Origin of the sequence: Paenibacillus selenitireducens, assembly GCF_002021565.1 — a bacterium.
GTDB classification, from domain to species: Bacteria; Bacillota; Bacilli; order Paenibacillales; family Paenibacillaceae; genus Paenibacillus_K; species Paenibacillus_K selenitireducens.
This window is the reverse complement of record NZ_MSZX01000002.1, coordinates 485,518-501,494: the sequence shown is the minus strand read 5'-3', so window position 1 is coordinate 501,494 and position 15,977 is coordinate 485,518. Positions and strand designations below refer to the sequence as shown.

The window sequence follows — 15,977 nt, the reverse complement described above, 5'->3', positions numbered from 1 at the left end:
TTCTTTGGGGATAGATTATGCTTCTTGGGTTAATGTCTCTAACAGTTCCCGTACAACGACGCTCACCATAATTAAGCCAACGGTTGGCGGAACGAATGCGTTGCTCGCAGGCGGCATTTGCGCCTTCCGAATGTCAGGCGCATTCTCCGGCACAATACGCTGTGTTACGTCTTCACGCGGCTTTACAGGCTCTTCTGTAGAGAAGACGACCTTTACACCTTTCTTGATCCCTTCCTTACGCAGCTTCTGGCGCATAACACGAGCAATCGGGTCCATCGAAGTCTTCGAGATGTCAGCCACCTGGAATTTCGTTGGATCCATCTTGTTCGCTGCCCCCATGCTGGAAATGATCGGGATGCCCCGCTCCAAGCACTGCTTAATCAAGTGAATCTTGTAAATAATCGTATCCGATGCATCGACCACATAGTCGAGGGGATATGCGAATAACTGCTCGTACGTCTCCTCGGTATAGAACATATTCAATGCAATGACATCACATTCCGGATTAATTAACTTAATCCGGTCACGCATGAGATCTGCCTTTTTCTGTCCGATTGTCGTTGTTAACGCATGGATTTGACGATTGATATTCGTAATGTCCACGACATCTTTATCAATCAGAATAATACGGCCTACACCAGTCCGAGCCAAGGCTTCGGCTGCGATAGAGCCTACACCACCTATACCGAGGACAGCTATCGTACTATTCTTCATTTTCTGTAAACCTTCGGGACCTATTGCTAGTTCCGTTCTTGAAAACTGATGCAGCATGAGTCATCTGCCTCCTTAACCAATCACAGCTTTATTTTTATCATCCGCTGCTTTTTTCGCCAACTTAATATGCAATTGGTCCAATTGTGAAGGATCTACAGGAGATGGAGCATCGCTCAATAAGTCGGTTGCACTTGCTGTTTTCGGGAATGCAATCGTCTCGCGCAAGTTCGTACGTCCTGTCAATAACATCACGAGACGGTCAAAGCCAAACGCGATACCGCCATGTGGAGGTGTTCCGTATTCGAATGCATCAAGCAAGAAACCGAATTGTTCTTTGGCTGCTTCTGGTGTGAAGCCAAGCGCATTGAACATTTTCTCTTGCACGTCACGTTTGTAGATCCGCATCGAACCGCCGCCCACTTCATAACCGTTCAAGACGATATCATAAGCTTGTGCACGGATTTGTCCTGGATCTGTATCGAAGAAATGAACGTCGTCTTCGTTCGGACGCGTGAACGGATGGTGTTCCGCAACATAACGTTTAGCTTCTTCATCATAGCCAAGGAGTGGGAAGTCCACGACCCATGCAAATTTATATTCATTATCATTGATCAAACCTAGTTGACGGCCGATTTTAAGACGCAAGTTCCCAAGCACATCTGCCACGACTTTTTTGTTGTCTGCGGAGAACAAGAGCAAGTCGCCCTCTTCTGCGCCTGTACGTTCTTTGATGGCTGCAATTTCCTCTTCATTGAAGAACTTCACGATTGGCCCTTTGAATTCGCCGTCTTTCACTTGGATCCAAGCTAAGCCTTTCGCACCATAACGCGCAGCGAATGGCCCAAGATCGTCGATTTCTTTACGGCTCCAAGTACCGCATCCTTTTGCGTTCAAGCATTTCACTTCTCCGCCTTTTTCAATAACAGATGCGAATACTTTTACGCCAGAGTTAGCTACGATATCGTTCATTTCGATCAATTCAAGACCGAAACGCAAGTCCGGTTTATCGGAACCGTATTTACCCATTGCATCAGCATACGTAATACGTTGGAACGGAGTAGGAATCTCCACGCCAATCGTTTCACGGAACAAACGAACCATCAGCTGTTCCATCATGCCAAGCAATTGATCTTGGGACAAGAAGGACGTCTCGATGTCGACTTGCGTAAATTCAGGCTGACGGTCTGCACGTAAATCCTCGTCACGGAAACAACGAGCGATTTGATAATAGCGCTCAATCCCGCCGACCATTAATAATTGTTTGAAAATTTGTGGAGATTGCGGTAATGCAAAAAATTCGCCCGGGTGAACACGGCTTGGTACAAGATAGTCACGTGCGCCTTCAGGCGTGCTTTTCGTTAGAATTGGTGTTTCAACGTCGATAAAGCCTTGCTCGTCAAGGAAGTCGCGGAAGATTTTAGCCGCTTTGGAACGAAGCAATAACGTTTTTTGCATCTCTGGACGACGCAGGTCAAGATAACGATATTTCAAGCGAAGGGACTCATCGATCTCAATGCCATCTTCGATGAAGAATGGCGGGTTCTTCGCTGCATTCAAGATTTCGATTTCCGTAATTTGCACTTCAACTTCGCCTGTAGGCAGGTTGGTGTTGATGGTCTCCGCATCGCGTTCTACCACTTTACCCGAAACAGCAAGTACAAATTCATTACGTGCACGATCCCCGATTTTTAAGGCATCGCCTGAGAAATCCGGATTAAAGACAATTTGAACAATCCCGCTACGGTCGCGAAGATCAATAAACAATACGCCCCCAAGGTCGCGACGGCGTTGGACCCAACCGTTTAAGGTAACGGTTTCGCCCACGTTTGCTTTGGTTAACGTGCCACAGTTGTGTGTTTTTAGCATCATTTTCGTTCTACCCCTTTATCATTGTAATTACTTAAGTTCTTCAGCTAGGCGCTCCAATGGAACCATCCGTTGTACCCCATCAGCCATCGATTTTAACGCAATCTCTCCCCGCTCCAGCTCGTCATCACCGATAATCCCCGTGTAACGTGCTTGCATGCGGTCAGCAGATTTCATTTGTGCTTTCATTTTACGTCCTTGGTAGTCTTTCTCCGCGATGATGCCGTTCGTACGCAAAATATGCAATTGCTTCGTTACTTCATCTTCTGCCTTCTCGCCGAGTGCAATCAAATACACGTCAAGCGGCTTCGGCTGCGGTACAGCAATACCTTGCTTTTCAAGAATTAAGGAGATACGTTCCAGACCGATCCCTAGACCGACACCCGGTTGATCCGGTCCGCCGATTTCGCCTACCAAGCCGTTGTAACGACCACCGCCGCCAATCGTATCGATCGCGCCGATGCCTTGTGCTTTATACTCAAACGCTGTATGCGTGTAGTAGTCCAATCCGCGTACGAGACGATGATTGATCGTATATTCGACGCCCATCGCTGTCAAATGCTGTTTCACTTTGGCAAAATGCGTAGCACATTCCTCATCCAAGCTATCGAGAATAGACGGTGCGTTCACAAATCGCGCTTGATCCACTTTGCAATCGAGTACACGCAGCGGATTACGATCTATCCGTGACTGGCAATCTTTACAAAGTTCTTCGCGCATTGGATTTAAGAAATCGAGTAATGTCTGGCGATACGCCGCACGGACGGCCGGATTCCCAACAGAGTTAATCTCCACCTTCACATCCTGCAAGCCCACCTCACGGCAGAATTGATAGCCTAGGCCGATCACCTCTGCATCAATGCTAGGATCCACGGCACCGAATGCTTCTACACCAAATTGATGGAATTGACGCTGACGTCCTGCTTGTGGACGCTCATACCGGAACATCGGACCGATATAATATAATTTGCATGTATCGGGTTCGCCATAGAGCTTGTTCTCAACATAAGAGCGAACAACACCTGCTGTCCCTTCCGGACGAAGCGTCATGCTGCGATCACCCTTGTCGCGGAACGTATACATTTCTTTCTCGACAATATCTGTCGTTTCCCCGACACCGCGCTCGAACAATTCCGTCTGTTCAAAAATCGGTGTACGAATTTCTTTGTAGTTAAAGCGACGACTTAAATCCCGCGCTTTTTCTTCAACAAACTGCCAGTTCTCTACTGCACCCGGCAGAATATCCTGTGTGCCCGTCGGTTTTTGAAATGCCATGACCTGATTACCTCCGTAAAAAAAATAAAATCCCTCGCTCCTGTCTGATCATCAGAACAGGGACGAGAGATTGTTGTTCACAATACACCCGTGGTACCACCCACATTTCGAGCTGTCTTAGCTCGCTTTACGGTTAACGCCCGTTACACGCAAGCCGATTACTTAACATTGAATGAGATCCTATCGATCTTCATCCCATGTGTTCATCGGTTGTTCTCGGGGAGGTCTATTCGTTCATCCATCATAAGGATCTTTGCAGCCTGGAGATCCCTCTCTGCCTATGTGGGGTGAAGTACTTTATCCCTTCAACGAATCACAGATTGTTCAACTTATTATATGATTGTATCCAGTTAACGAAGTAAAGTCAAGAATTGGTTATCAAGATGCGTAAATGGGCAGAAAAAAACCTACAAAATTCATTTGTAGGTCCAAATGTTATATTAAAAAGGGGGTCATGTATGTAGTATAGATCGATATTGTTATCAGAGTGTTTAATTCACATTACAGTCATATTACAAAAAATAAAGCGCTTTATTCATGCATGTTTAACAGGCAATATCAAAAGAAAACCACACGAACAAAACCGAGGGCACTGAAAAACATATGTTATGAGAAAACCCGTCAGGGGATCACCTGACGGTCCTTTATTGTGTGAACCTATACGTCGGTGGATCGGAGAGATGGGTTGGTGTTTTGCGTTTCAGCTGTCGTAGATACGAAATCTTGACAAATTATATAAGCTCTTTGTGTATAACGGACATGAGAGACCTTATTGTTTGCTATGCTCATAGATTAGACGTTTTTCGGACTCAGATGCCCTTATTCCATTCGAATCATGAGTTTATAGCTTATATTTAGCATGATAAGAGCTGCTGTGTCCGTTCACCCTGCATTTTGAGTGCTTTTGGCATCATTAAGGTCTCCTGTGTCCGTTCATTTCTCGCTCCGTTCCCTGCACCCTAGTTTGATTTCGGCAATCTCTCGAATAGTTATACATTCTAGAATGTTGAGAAAACCTCTACCTTCGGTTCATTCGAAGATAAGTGACCGTGTTTAGAGTTTTTTTCGCCAAATAGAATTTATAGATAAGCAACGAAGCTCATTCGGGCGTCCTATCCTGCATAAATCAAACATAGCATCAAGGGTAAAAAAACGTATCGGTCGATAGATCGAAGATCTATACAACTTATGTTTTTACCACATCAGAAAGTATAAGTTTTCGGCATCCGAAAACGACTTTCTTATTGGCTATAAAACCTACATCTAAACGCGGTCGCTCATCTTCGAAAGGCGTGGGTAGAGGTTTTCACAATTTCTTAATGGTTTCAAATGAAAGAGGCGGCTATTCGTTCGATTTTGAACGAATAGTCGCCTCTCTCTGTATCTATTTCCCACCCGAAAAAAATCTTCACCTTACACACGATCCATATTCCGCTTCGTAGGACTCATCATCTCGGCTGCAAATTCATTCCCCGACCGACTGACACCCATTCGCATCGATTCATGCAGATCATAACCCAACATGCGGTAATCTGCTCTTCGCATGTTAGCTTCCTTCTTCGACGTTCGCATGACTCTACTCCTTCCGATAACACCAGGTTGTATATACCTAGTCTTACCGATCAGGGCAGGATTCATGCTAAGTTACGCTCCTTTATCCTGTTTAGAATCAAGAATAATCGTAACCGGGCCCCAATTCGTCAAGCTCACATCCATCATCGCCCCGAATTTCCCTGTCTCCACGACTAAGCCAAGCTCTCGAAGGCGATCGTTAAATAATTCATATAATCGCTCAGCCTGATCCGGTCGTGCCGCAGCCATGAAATTAGGCCGTTTCCCTTTACGGCAATCTCCATATAACGTAAATTGAGAGACGGATAATATCTGTCCACCCACATCCAGTACCGAAAAGTTCATTTTCTCCTGGTCATCTTCAAAAATACGCAACCCGGCTGTTTTATCCGCCACATAACGTACATCCTGCTCTGTATCTTCATGGGTAATGCCGACAAGGAGCATTAATCCTTGCTCAATCTGCCCAATGGTTTCTCCATCGACACGAACCTGTGCCTCTTTACAACGCTGTATAACAACTTTCATCGTTACGGGTACTCCTTTAGCTTACTGCATGATTCGGTGAACCGAATAGACATCTTTGACACGCTTGATTTTATCAACCACCGACTGCAAATGTTCATTATTACGGATAAGAATCGTCATATGAATCAAGGACAATTTGTTCTTATCGGAACGTCCTGATACGGCGGAAATATTCGTCTTACTCTCCGACACGGCCTGCAATACTTCATTCAACATGCCGCGACGGTCCAGTCCGGTAATTTCTATATCAACACTATAGTTCGATTCTACGGATTTCTCCCACTCCACTTCAATGACACGCGCTGCTTCTTCCCCATCGTCTGGGCTTGGAAGGTTTATGCAGTCACTGCGGTGTACGGATACGCCACGCCCGCGTGTAATGTAGCCGATGATCTCGTCCCCAGGAATGGGATTACAGCAGCGTGCGAAACGAACGAGACAGTTATCAATCCCTTTGACCCGAACGCCGTTCGTTGGACGTGATTTCTTCTCTGGGGCTGCTGTCTTCACTTCGCGAACCTCATTGGTTAGCTCGATCAGGCTGGCTTCTTCTTGTTCTTTACGCATCTTCTCTGTCAGACGTGTACAGATTTGAGCAGCGGTAATCCCGCTAAATCCGATGGCAGAGAGCATATCCTCAATATCGTTGAAGGTGAATTTCTTCGCCACTTCTGACAATTTATCGTCGGTCAGCCATGCGGAAGGTTCAAGACCTAACCGCTTCAACTCGCGTTCAAGCAGATCGCGTCCCTTTTCCACGTTCTCTTCACGGCGTTCCTTCTTGAACCATTGCTTTATCTTACTGCGCGCATGGGAAGATTGAGCAATTTTTACCCAATCCTGACTCGGACCGTACGAATGCTTCGACGTCAGAATTTCGATAATATCGCCCGTTTTTAATTTATGGTCAAGCGGTACAATCCGTCCGTTCACCTTGGCACCTATCGTCCGATTCCCAACTTCCGTATGAATGCGGTATGCAAAATCAAGTGGAACGGAGCCCGCTGGCAATTCGATCACTTCGCCTTTTGGGGTAAACACGAATACAAGATCCGCAAAAAAGTCCATTTTCAAAGATTCCATGAACTCTGACGCGTCTTTGGTCTCTTGTTGAAGCTCTAGAATTTCGCGGAACCAGCTCATCTTATCTTCGAAATTCCCGGCGGGTACAACGCTGCCCTCTTTGTACGCCCAGTGTGCCGCGATCCCGTATTCAGAGGTACGGTGCATTTCCCACGTCCGAATCTGAACCTCGGTTGGCTCCCCATTCGGTCCAATCACAGTAGTATGAAGCGACTGATACATATTGGTTTTTGGCATCGCGATATAATCTTTGAATCTCCCCGGCATCGGTTTCCATAACGTATGAATAATCCCCAAGGTCGCATAACAATCTTTGATATTATCCACGATGATCCGAATCGCCAGCAAATCGTAAATCTCATTAAATTGTTTGTTCTTCGTCGACATTTTTTTATATACGCTGTAAATATGTTTCGGGCGGCCGGATAAGTCGGCATCGATCCCCATTTCGTCAAGCTTTTCTTGGATGCGGCCAATGACATTCGTAATGTATTGCTCACGTTCCACGCGTTTCTTCTGCACGAGATTTGCAATACGGTAATACTGCTGTGGATTTAAATAACGAAGGGCGATGTCCTCCATTTCCCATTTGATTGCCGAAATCCCTAGGCGATGGGCAATAGGAACAAATATTTCAAGCGTTTCGTAGGCAATTCGACGTTGGCTTTCCTCTGATTGATATTTTAACGTGCGCATATTATGAAGACGGTCCGCTAGCTTAATCACGATCACGCGGATGTCTTGCGCCATGGCAACGAACATTTTGCGATAATTCTCGTTCTGCTGTTCTTCCTTAGATCGGAATTGGATCTTCTCCAACTTCGTCAACCCATCGACTAATAACGCACATGTATTGCCGAATTTCTCCCGGATCATATCCAATGACACGGATGTATCTTCAACAACATCATGCAGCAATGCTGCAATAATGGAGGTTGTGTCCATTTGCATGTTCACCACAATATCAGCTACCGCAAGCGGATGTAAGATATAAGGCTCTCCCGATTTGCGCACCTGATTTTCATGGGCTTTCTCAGCAAAATCGTAGGCTTCCTTAATACGCTGCAGGTCCTGTGGTTTAATATATGCGGATGCCTTCTCAAGTAACTTTTCAATGCCCATCTGCTCCGTTCCAAATCCTTTCCATATAGAATAATAACCCGAACTATATTCCGATTTCCTATAATTATGCCCTTCTGTAGGGGCTTCGTCAACTATTCCTGCAAATGATTGTCTATTTGTGCACATTTTTGTTGAAATTATCGGAAAATCTAAGTAAGATAGTACAGGTTTTAAAATTATTGAGGAGTGATTTTGTTGTCGCAAAGAGAAATTCAAGTACACGAAAGACCCCCTATTGGAAAAGGAGCTATCCTGAGCATACAGCATTTGTTCGCCATGTTCGGTTCAACGGTACTTGTTCCGAATCTCTTCGGAATTGATCCAGGTATCGTGCTCTTAATGAACGGGATCGGAACGTTGCTATATCTGTTCCTCTGTAAAATGCAAATTCCCGCATACTTAGGCTCCAGCTTTGCATTTATCTCACCTATTGGTGTTGTTCTTGCTTTGAAAGGCGGCAACGGTTATTCTGACGCACTAGGCGGCTTTATTATTACGGGTGTCATCTTCTGCCTCGTAGCTCTACTGATTAAAGTGGCCGGAACCAACTGGCTGAATGTTCTCTTCCCACCGGCTGCGATGGGTGCCATTGTTGCCGTGATCGGTCTTGAGCTTGTACCTGTAGCTGCAGGCATGGCTGGACTTGTTGGCAGTGACGCGAACTGGACGCCAGATCCAAAAGTGATCATGGTATCCCTTATCACCCTAGGCGTCACGGTCATCGGTAATGTCATGTTCCGCGGTTTCTTCAAAATCATTCCCATTCTGATCGGGATCATCGTCGGTTATATCGTGGCTTGGTACGCAGGTCTTGTCGATTGGAACGCTGTATCGAGCGCCAGCTTATTCTCGATGCCGCATATGACAGCACCAACGTGGAACTGGACGGCTATTATTACGATCATTCCAGCAGCACTTGTTGTTATCGTAGAACATGTGGGTCACTTAATGGTGACGAGTAACATTGTAGGTAAAGACTTATCGAAAGAACCTGGTCTACATCGCTCAATTCTAGGTAACGGGATTTCCACGATTATCTCAGGATTTGTAGGATCAACACCAAATACGACATATGGTGAGAATATCGGCGTCATGGCCTTAACCAGAGTATATTCCACATTTGTCATTGGTGGTGCAGCAATATTTGCAATTATCATGTCCTTCTTTGGCAAGTTCTCAGCGTTGATCTCGAGTATCCCTGTCCCAGTCATGGGCGGTGTCTCTCTTATGCTCTTCGGCGTAATCGCGGCATCCGGGTTACGTATCCTGATTGAGCAAAAAGTGGACTTCGGAAAACCAACGAATCTCTTGCTGACGACCATCGTTCTTGTCATCGGGATAAGCGGTGCGAAGTTAACAATCGGTCACGTTGAATTAAAAGGGATGGCACTTGCAACAATCGTTGCGATTGTGATGAGTCTGTTCTTCACAGTCATCGAAAAACTTGGATGGTCTAACGAAAAATCATAAATTTTAACACAAAAAAGAGCCAACCGTAACGTTCATGTTACACTGGCTCTTTTTCTATAGGCCTGATCAATTAGTATTGCAATAAAGTAAATACGTCTACTTTGTCCAATTTATTGCGGCCTTGCAAGTCAACAAGCTCAATCAAGAAAGCTGCGCCTACCACTTCGCCTCCAAGTTGTCTCACTAAGTTAACCGATGTCGAGATTGTACCTCCTGTTGCGAGCAAGTCGTCTGCAATCAATACCTTTTGTCCGGGTTGAATCGCATCTGTATGCATTGCTAGTTTATCCGTACCATACTCCAAGTCATACCCTACTTCAAGGGTCTCACCCGGAAGCTTGCCGCTCTTACGGATGGGAATGAAGCCAACGCCTAACGCATAAGCAAGCGGTGCACCAACAACGAATCCGCGTGCTTCTGGACCTGCAATAAGATCAATTTCCTTTTCTTTAATTAATTCTTTCATCGCAAGAATCGCTTCGCGGTAAGCTTCACCATTTTTTAATAAAGTCGTGATGTCTTTGAAGCTAATGCCCGGCTGTGGAAAATCCTCGATAACACGGATGTGCTGTTTGAAATCCATCGTCATATCTCTCCTCTAATCAACTCTTATAATAACGCCGTTGAAATCGCTTCGATAATTGTTCGGAAGACGATCCCACGAGCTGTTGCTCCACTTCTGTTCTTTGTTCCAATTCCTGATAAGCTTTCGCTGTCGTTAAATCAGCTTTCTGAGGTTGATCATTCATAGAAATCGTTCCCGAATGCTCCACAATAAATGCTAACTCTTTAAAAACAGCCATGACATAGTCTAACGTACGCTGCGATAATCCAGTCTGCTTCTGTAATCGATAAATAAATGAATTCCCTTTCATAGCAGCTGGCCAGGATCCTTCGTTGCGCATTTCTACATATATTCGTTTGAATTGCTCTCTGGAAGGTATGGTTAATCGTTCCGCAGGGGCAATTGTATCCGCGTACAACGCATGAATACGTTCCAATTGGTTCCCTTGATCGAGAATCCTATCGATAACCTGCATCGTATCCGGAACGTCTACCATGTACAAGGACTTTAATTTTCCAAGCTCATACGGTACCGTATCCATATTCTTGGCAGGGGAAGCCGGACGAATGCCAACTTCATTATCATATACCCAAAGCGAGAATTTTTCCAAGTCAATTTCTTGTGAAAACGGATCTCGTCTCCAAAAATCTTCGCATGCAACGATGCCTTGCTTCTCGGCATCCGCAGCGGATCCGCTTGCCACTTGCTCCCAGGCAGAATAGGTCTCCTCAATGTATCGTTTAGGGTTACGATTCCCTCGCCCATCGAACCACTGTGTATGACGCACAGCCATGTCTTGAACGAGCAATTGCGCTTTGCGTCTTCCGTTCCATTCATTCACTTGAAGTTCACCAAGAACATCCAGGGCTGCGTGATCTGCCATGAGGGTGGCGAGCTCTCCGCTCCGGAAAGCGATGGCATCCAGCTCGGTTGAGCCTTCGGATAAGGTTAACTTCAAATGCTGTTTTTCTTGTCCCAACTGGCGGCGATCCTTCACTCGCAATCCCTTCATCATGACGCGAGGTGCTGGATTCGACATCCCGAATGGTTCCAACATAGCTAAGGATTCAATTAATGCAAGATTTGCATCGCATAACTGACATTCGAGATCAACCTCCGTGGAAGCCACATAATGTTCCGGCGTTAGCCATTGATCTGCTAGCTGATTCATTCGTTCCTCAAAAGCCCCGATGTTCTCTCGTTGGACCGTTAATCCTGCTGCAGCCTGATGCCCCCCGTAATGTTCTAACAGATCAGAGCACTCCGTCAGCGCCTCGTACATATCGAAACCTTGAATAGATCTCGCAGATCCCTTGCACTTGCCTGTCTCCGGATCAATGCCCAAAATCAGTGTAGGTCGATAATGCCGCTCTAATATTTTGGAAGCTACGATACCGATCACACCAACGTTCCAATCTTCTCCGGCCAAAATGATGACATTCGGAACTCTTCCGTCAGGAGACAGCTGCATCTTCTGTTCTAGTTGGATAACGGCCTCATTCGCGATTTCCTCCACGAGATCCTGTCGAGCCCGATTCAATGCGTCTAAGTGCTGTGCGAGTTCTTTGGCTTCCTTCGGATCTTCTGTCGTAAGCAATTGGACAGCGATTTGTGCGTGCTCCAGCCGACCGCTCGCATTGATGCGCGGAGCCATGGCGAATGCGACTTGCGTCGAACCAATTTGGCTAAGCTGGATCTCTGCCGTTTCAAAGAGGGCGCGAATGCCCAGGTTCGAAGAATCGCGCATCCGGTTCAGACCCTGACGAACAAGAATCCGATTCTCTCCTTGTAATGGCATTAAATCAGCGATTGTTCCTAAGGTTACGTATTCCAACAATTCTTCAGGCACCCGTCCGAGTAGAGCTTGAGCTAATTTAAAAGCGACCCCAACACCAGCTAATCCTTTAAAAGGATACGGACAATCCGGCAATTTGGGGTTCACGAGCGTGAACGCATCCGGTAATACCTCTGGCGGCTCATGGTGATCCGTTACGATCACATCGATCCCCAATTGATTGGCGTAAGCAATCTGCGGAACGGCACTGATCCCCGTATCCACCGTAACGATAAGCTTCACGCCATGTTCCAGGGCATGATCCATGGCAGTGAGATTCAAGCCATATCCTTCCTTCGTGCGATGCGGGATATACGTATCGAAATTCGCTCCTAATTGGTTCAATAACGCGATCATTAGCGAGGTGCTTGATATCCCATCGGCATCATAATCGCCAAATACCCGTATTTTCTCACCCGAAGCGAGCGCTTGTTGAATCCGCCCTACAGCCTTGGCCATGCCTTTGAGCTTCATCGGGTCATGTAAATGATCTAAATTTCCGTGTAAAAAAAGTTTCGCCTGATCCACATTCTGTATCCCGCGCACCCATAGCATTTGCGCTAACATAGGGGACACGCCTAATTGGTCGGCTAATGCTTGAATTTGATCTTGCTGCGGTGTCTCCTTTAGTAACCACTTCATCTTCGAATGAAGCATCGTATCCACCCCCTTCATCCTCAACTCCCATGAGGATTATGTGATGATTTTATTGCAATATCGTGGGATGCTCATCATCCATCACTAGATGATTACTCTTGTAAGGATATCCCGGATCATAAGGATTGACATGCACCATCACATCAGATATATGAGAAAGCTGGTCCATGAATCGATTTTTCACACGTTTTCCTATCCGATATCCATCCAGAACACTAATCCGAGGGTCCACACAGATGGTTACTTCAATACGAACATAATGTCCTTGATCCCGAGCCCGTAAATCATGGACTGAGATAACGCCAGGCACATCAGCCGCTACACATACGAGTTCTTTCGTATCCTCACTCCGCCACTGATTATTCAATGTTTTGCGAATCGCCCTAATGACGAACCGGTACCCCATCCGTAACACCAACATGGCGATAACAAGTCCAGCGATCGGATCCAAATAAAGCAACCAGGAAATGCCCTGCCACTCCCCGACTAGCGCTCCTCCTACTCCGATCAGGGTTGCAAGCGACGAATAGACATCTGAACGATGTTCCCCTGCATGCTCGATGAGTACCTGATGACCTAACCTTTTACTAAGTTTATATTTGTATAGGAACATGGCTTCCTTCACAACAATCGAAATAAGAATAGCAAGTACCGCGTACCCGTGAGGTGCTCGGCTCACACCCGAAAGGATGGAGACCAATGAGCCTCGAGCAATTTCATAGCCAACGAAAACAAGAAGAATCGAGACGATAATTGCAGCAATGCAGTCTGCCTTTGCCCGTCTATACGAACGATCCTTTGTACGAATACCTACAAGTCCAGCAATGGACCCTACGGCATCTGAAACGGAATGAAAGGCATCCGCCATTAACGCATTACTGCTTGCAAACCAGCCGACAGATCCTTTCATTGATGCCAACAACAAATTCCCGATGATCCCCACCCATGCGCCGGCTTCCGCCTGAACATTACGATCATTGCTCATTTGTTTCCCTCCAAGTTCACTCGGCTGCACTCACGCGCAAAAGCCGCGTCGCGGGGACGCGGCCTTCCGTAATTCATAAGCCTTTAACCTTTAAGACGTTTTGGTCGCTGCTGTTTTAGACGGCTTTTTGCCAGTTCTGTTCTTCAACACTAACCACAATGGGCTCGCAATAAAGATCGAAGTATATGCACCGCACACTAAGCCGATGGTCATCGCCAGCGAGAACATACGAATGGATTCACTTCCGAAAATTAACAAACAGAATGCAGCGATGAATACGGTAAAGACCGTATTAATGGAACGCGTCATCGTCTGTGAAATACTATGGTTCACAAGCGTCATTAAATCGTCTGTATTCTTCAATTTCGCAAATCGAAGGTTCTCACGAATCCGGTCAAAGATAACGACGGTATCATTAATCGAGTAACCAATGATCGTAAGAATGGCAAGAATAAACGTTAAGTTGACTTCCAGACGGAAAATCGAGAATACGCTGATGACGATAAATGAGGTATGCAACAACGCGATAATCGCGGCAATCGCAAAACGCCATTCAAAACGGATGCTAACGTAGATGATAATCCCAATACTTGCAATCGCAACGGCAAGCAATGCATTCGTCTGTAATTCGCGTGCAATTTCGACGTCAACGGTATTGATTTCAAAAGAAGCTTTCGGATCGAATTTCTCTTGGAATCCTTTTTTGAACGTTAATTCTTGATCATGCGTCAATACATCACCTAGACGAATCGTTACACGATTATTCGATACCGAAATCGTATGATCTTTTTTGTAGCCTTGGTCTACAATGAATTGTTCCACAGCATCCTTCTCGAATGCCTTGTTCACGGTCACATCAATGCTTGAGCCTTCACGGAAATCTACGCCATAGTTAAGACCCTTAACAGACAGCATGATGACCCCAATCAGCGTAATAATAATGGAGAACGTGAAAAAGTATTTGCTTAGTTTCACAAAATCAACTTTATATTTATCTGTATCCAGATAGTGTTTATTCTTATTAGAGCTCACGTACTTCACTCTCCTTCACACCGAAATATCCAAGCTTCTTCACAAACCGATCTTTGATGAGTAATTCCATCAAGAACCGTGAGAATACTACGTTTGTCAGCAAGCTCGTAATAATGGTCATAATGAGAATTAACGCGAAGCCTTTTACCGTACCTGTTCCTAGAACAAACAATACCGCCGCGGCAATCAACGTTGTCACGTGGGAGTCAATAATCGTACGTAAGGATGTTCTGGAACCTGCTTTGAAGGCAGACATAATGCTCTTCCCACTGCGAAGTTCTTCTTTTACCCGTTCATACGTAATAATATTGGCATCGACGGCCATTCCGATCCCGAGTACGAATGCCGCAATACCCGGCAAGGTAAGCGTAATCGCACCCAATTTAAAGATGAGAAGCAAGAGCCATGTAAATGTAATCAACGTGAAGCAAGCGACTGCACCTGGCAAACGATAGAACACAATCATAAACAATAGAATAATGCCGCAACCGATTAAGCTTGCAAGCATTGTAGCATGCAAGGATTGCTGTCCTAATGTAGCTTCCACGCTGTTCGAATATTTCTCCGTTAATTTCAAAGGAAGTGCGCCTAGATTAATCGTATCACGCAATTCTTTGGCTTCATCAATCGTATATTTCCCCGAAATAACGGCGGTTCCATCCGTAAATACGCCATTCACTTGTGGATCTGACAATAAACGCTCATCCAAGAAAATGGCCAAATTTTTGCCTAGCAACCGTTGGGAAATTTCTTGAAATTTCTTCTTATCTTTAATTTTGATGGCGATTTCTGGATTATGAAGCTGGTCATATGTAATCGCCGCGCCATTCTCCACGAAATCATTACCACGAAGCTCGATCTTCGGATATCTCTCCAAATCGGTTTTCGCATCTGCTTTTGCACCTTCTGCACTACGGAATGTTAATTCTGCAGGCTTTTTCATAATCTCACGAACTTCTTCTTCATTCTTAATCCCCGCGATTTTCACACGAATGCGATCCGCACCTTCTGGATTAATCTCCGGTTCACTCGTACCTAAAGCATTGGCACGCTTCTCCAGACTTTTTGCGGTTTGAAGGAGGGCTTCCTTCGTTACTTTTCCGTTCGCATCAAGCGGTTGTGCTTGATATAGGATCTCAAAGCCTCCCTTGAGGTCTAAACCTAATCGAATGTCTTTCAACAGTCCCGGGGTAGTCCAAGCCATTATCCCAGCGGACACTACCACGACAAGAAAAAAAGCTACAACTCTTTTCATACCGTCCCCTGTTCCCCTT

Annotated in this window: 12 protein-coding genes; 1 reads left to right on the top strand and 11 read right to left on the bottom strand. The window is 45.6% G+C overall.

Features of this window, described 5'->3' with window-relative positions:
- Positions 1-15: 15 nt before the first annotated feature.
- The 6 genes from BVG16_RS06565 to BVG16_RS06545 form a co-directional block, all read right to left on the bottom strand.
- On the bottom strand, positions 16-771 hold the full coding sequence (locus BVG16_RS06565; protein ID WP_078497732.1) for a tRNA threonylcarbamoyladenosine dehydratase: 756 nt from the start codon (positions 769-771) through the stop codon (positions 16-18).
- A 15-nt stretch (positions 772-786) separates the two neighbouring features.
- Positions 787-2,580 carry an aspartate--tRNA ligase gene (gene aspS / locus BVG16_RS06560; RefSeq protein ID WP_078497978.1) on the bottom strand — a complete coding sequence of 598 codons (1,794 nt, stop codon included), beginning with the start codon at positions 2,578-2,580 and terminating at the stop codon, positions 787-789.
- A 30-nt stretch (positions 2,581-2,610) separates the two neighbouring features.
- A complete protein-coding gene (gene hisS / locus BVG16_RS06555) occupies positions 2,611-3,855 on the bottom strand; it encodes a histidine--tRNA ligase (RefSeq protein ID WP_078497731.1) in 1,245 nt (414 codons plus the stop codon).
- Positions 3,856-5,268: 1,413 nt separating this feature from the next.
- The gene (locus BVG16_RS32720) at positions 5,269-5,427 is read right to left on the bottom strand and encodes a hypothetical protein (protein ID WP_158081632.1); all 159 of its coding nucleotides are present in this window, start codon (positions 5,425-5,427) and stop codon (positions 5,269-5,271) included.
- Between the two features lie 72 nt (positions 5,428-5,499).
- Positions 5,500-5,955, bottom strand: coding sequence for a D-aminoacyl-tRNA deacylase (gene dtd / locus BVG16_RS06550; protein ID WP_078497730.1), 456 nt, complete (start codon positions 5,953-5,955; stop codon positions 5,500-5,502).
- A 21-nt stretch (positions 5,956-5,976) separates the two neighbouring features.
- Positions 5,977-8,160, bottom strand: coding sequence for a RelA/SpoT family protein (locus tag BVG16_RS06545; protein ID WP_078497977.1), 2,184 nt, complete (start codon positions 8,158-8,160; stop codon positions 5,977-5,979).
- 195 nt (positions 8,161-8,355) lie between these two features.
- Between BVG16_RS06545 and uraA the strand changes: the two genes are divergently transcribed.
- Positions 8,356-9,630, top strand: coding sequence for a uracil permease (gene uraA, locus BVG16_RS06540; protein ID WP_078497729.1), 1,275 nt, complete (start codon positions 8,356-8,358; stop codon positions 9,628-9,630).
- Between the two features lie 70 nt (positions 9,631-9,700).
- Here the strand turns inward: uraA and BVG16_RS06535 are convergent, their stop codons facing one another.
- The 5 genes from BVG16_RS06535 to secD all read right to left on the bottom strand — a co-directional run bounded on the left by BVG16_RS06535 (position 9,701) and on the right by secD (position 15,958).
- Entirely contained in the window at positions 9,701-10,213 is a 513-nt protein-coding gene (locus BVG16_RS06535; RefSeq protein WP_078497728.1) for an adenine phosphoribosyltransferase, read from the bottom strand.
- Positions 10,214-10,232: 19 nt separating this feature from the next.
- Positions 10,233-12,686, bottom strand: coding sequence for a single-stranded-DNA-specific exonuclease RecJ (gene recJ, locus BVG16_RS06530; protein WP_078497727.1), 2,454 nt, complete (start codon positions 12,684-12,686; stop codon positions 10,233-10,235).
- A gap of 49 nt (positions 12,687-12,735) precedes the next feature.
- On the bottom strand, positions 12,736-13,671 hold the full coding sequence (locus BVG16_RS06525; protein WP_078497726.1) for a cation diffusion facilitator family transporter: 936 nt from the start codon (positions 13,669-13,671) through the stop codon (positions 12,736-12,738).
- Positions 13,672-13,761: 90 nt separating this feature from the next.
- Positions 13,762-14,703: a protein translocase subunit SecF gene (gene secF, locus BVG16_RS06520; protein WP_144027309.1), complete on the bottom strand. Its 942-nt coding sequence runs from the start codon at positions 14,701-14,703 to the stop codon at positions 13,762-13,764.
- Positions 14,693-15,958 carry a protein translocase subunit SecD gene (gene secD / locus BVG16_RS06515; RefSeq protein WP_078497724.1) on the bottom strand — a complete coding sequence of 422 codons (1,266 nt, stop codon included), beginning with the start codon at positions 15,956-15,958 and terminating at the stop codon, positions 14,693-14,695. The genes secF and secD overlap by 11 nt, the downstream gene beginning before the upstream one ends.
- Between the last annotated feature and the right edge of the window lie 19 nt (positions 15,959-15,977).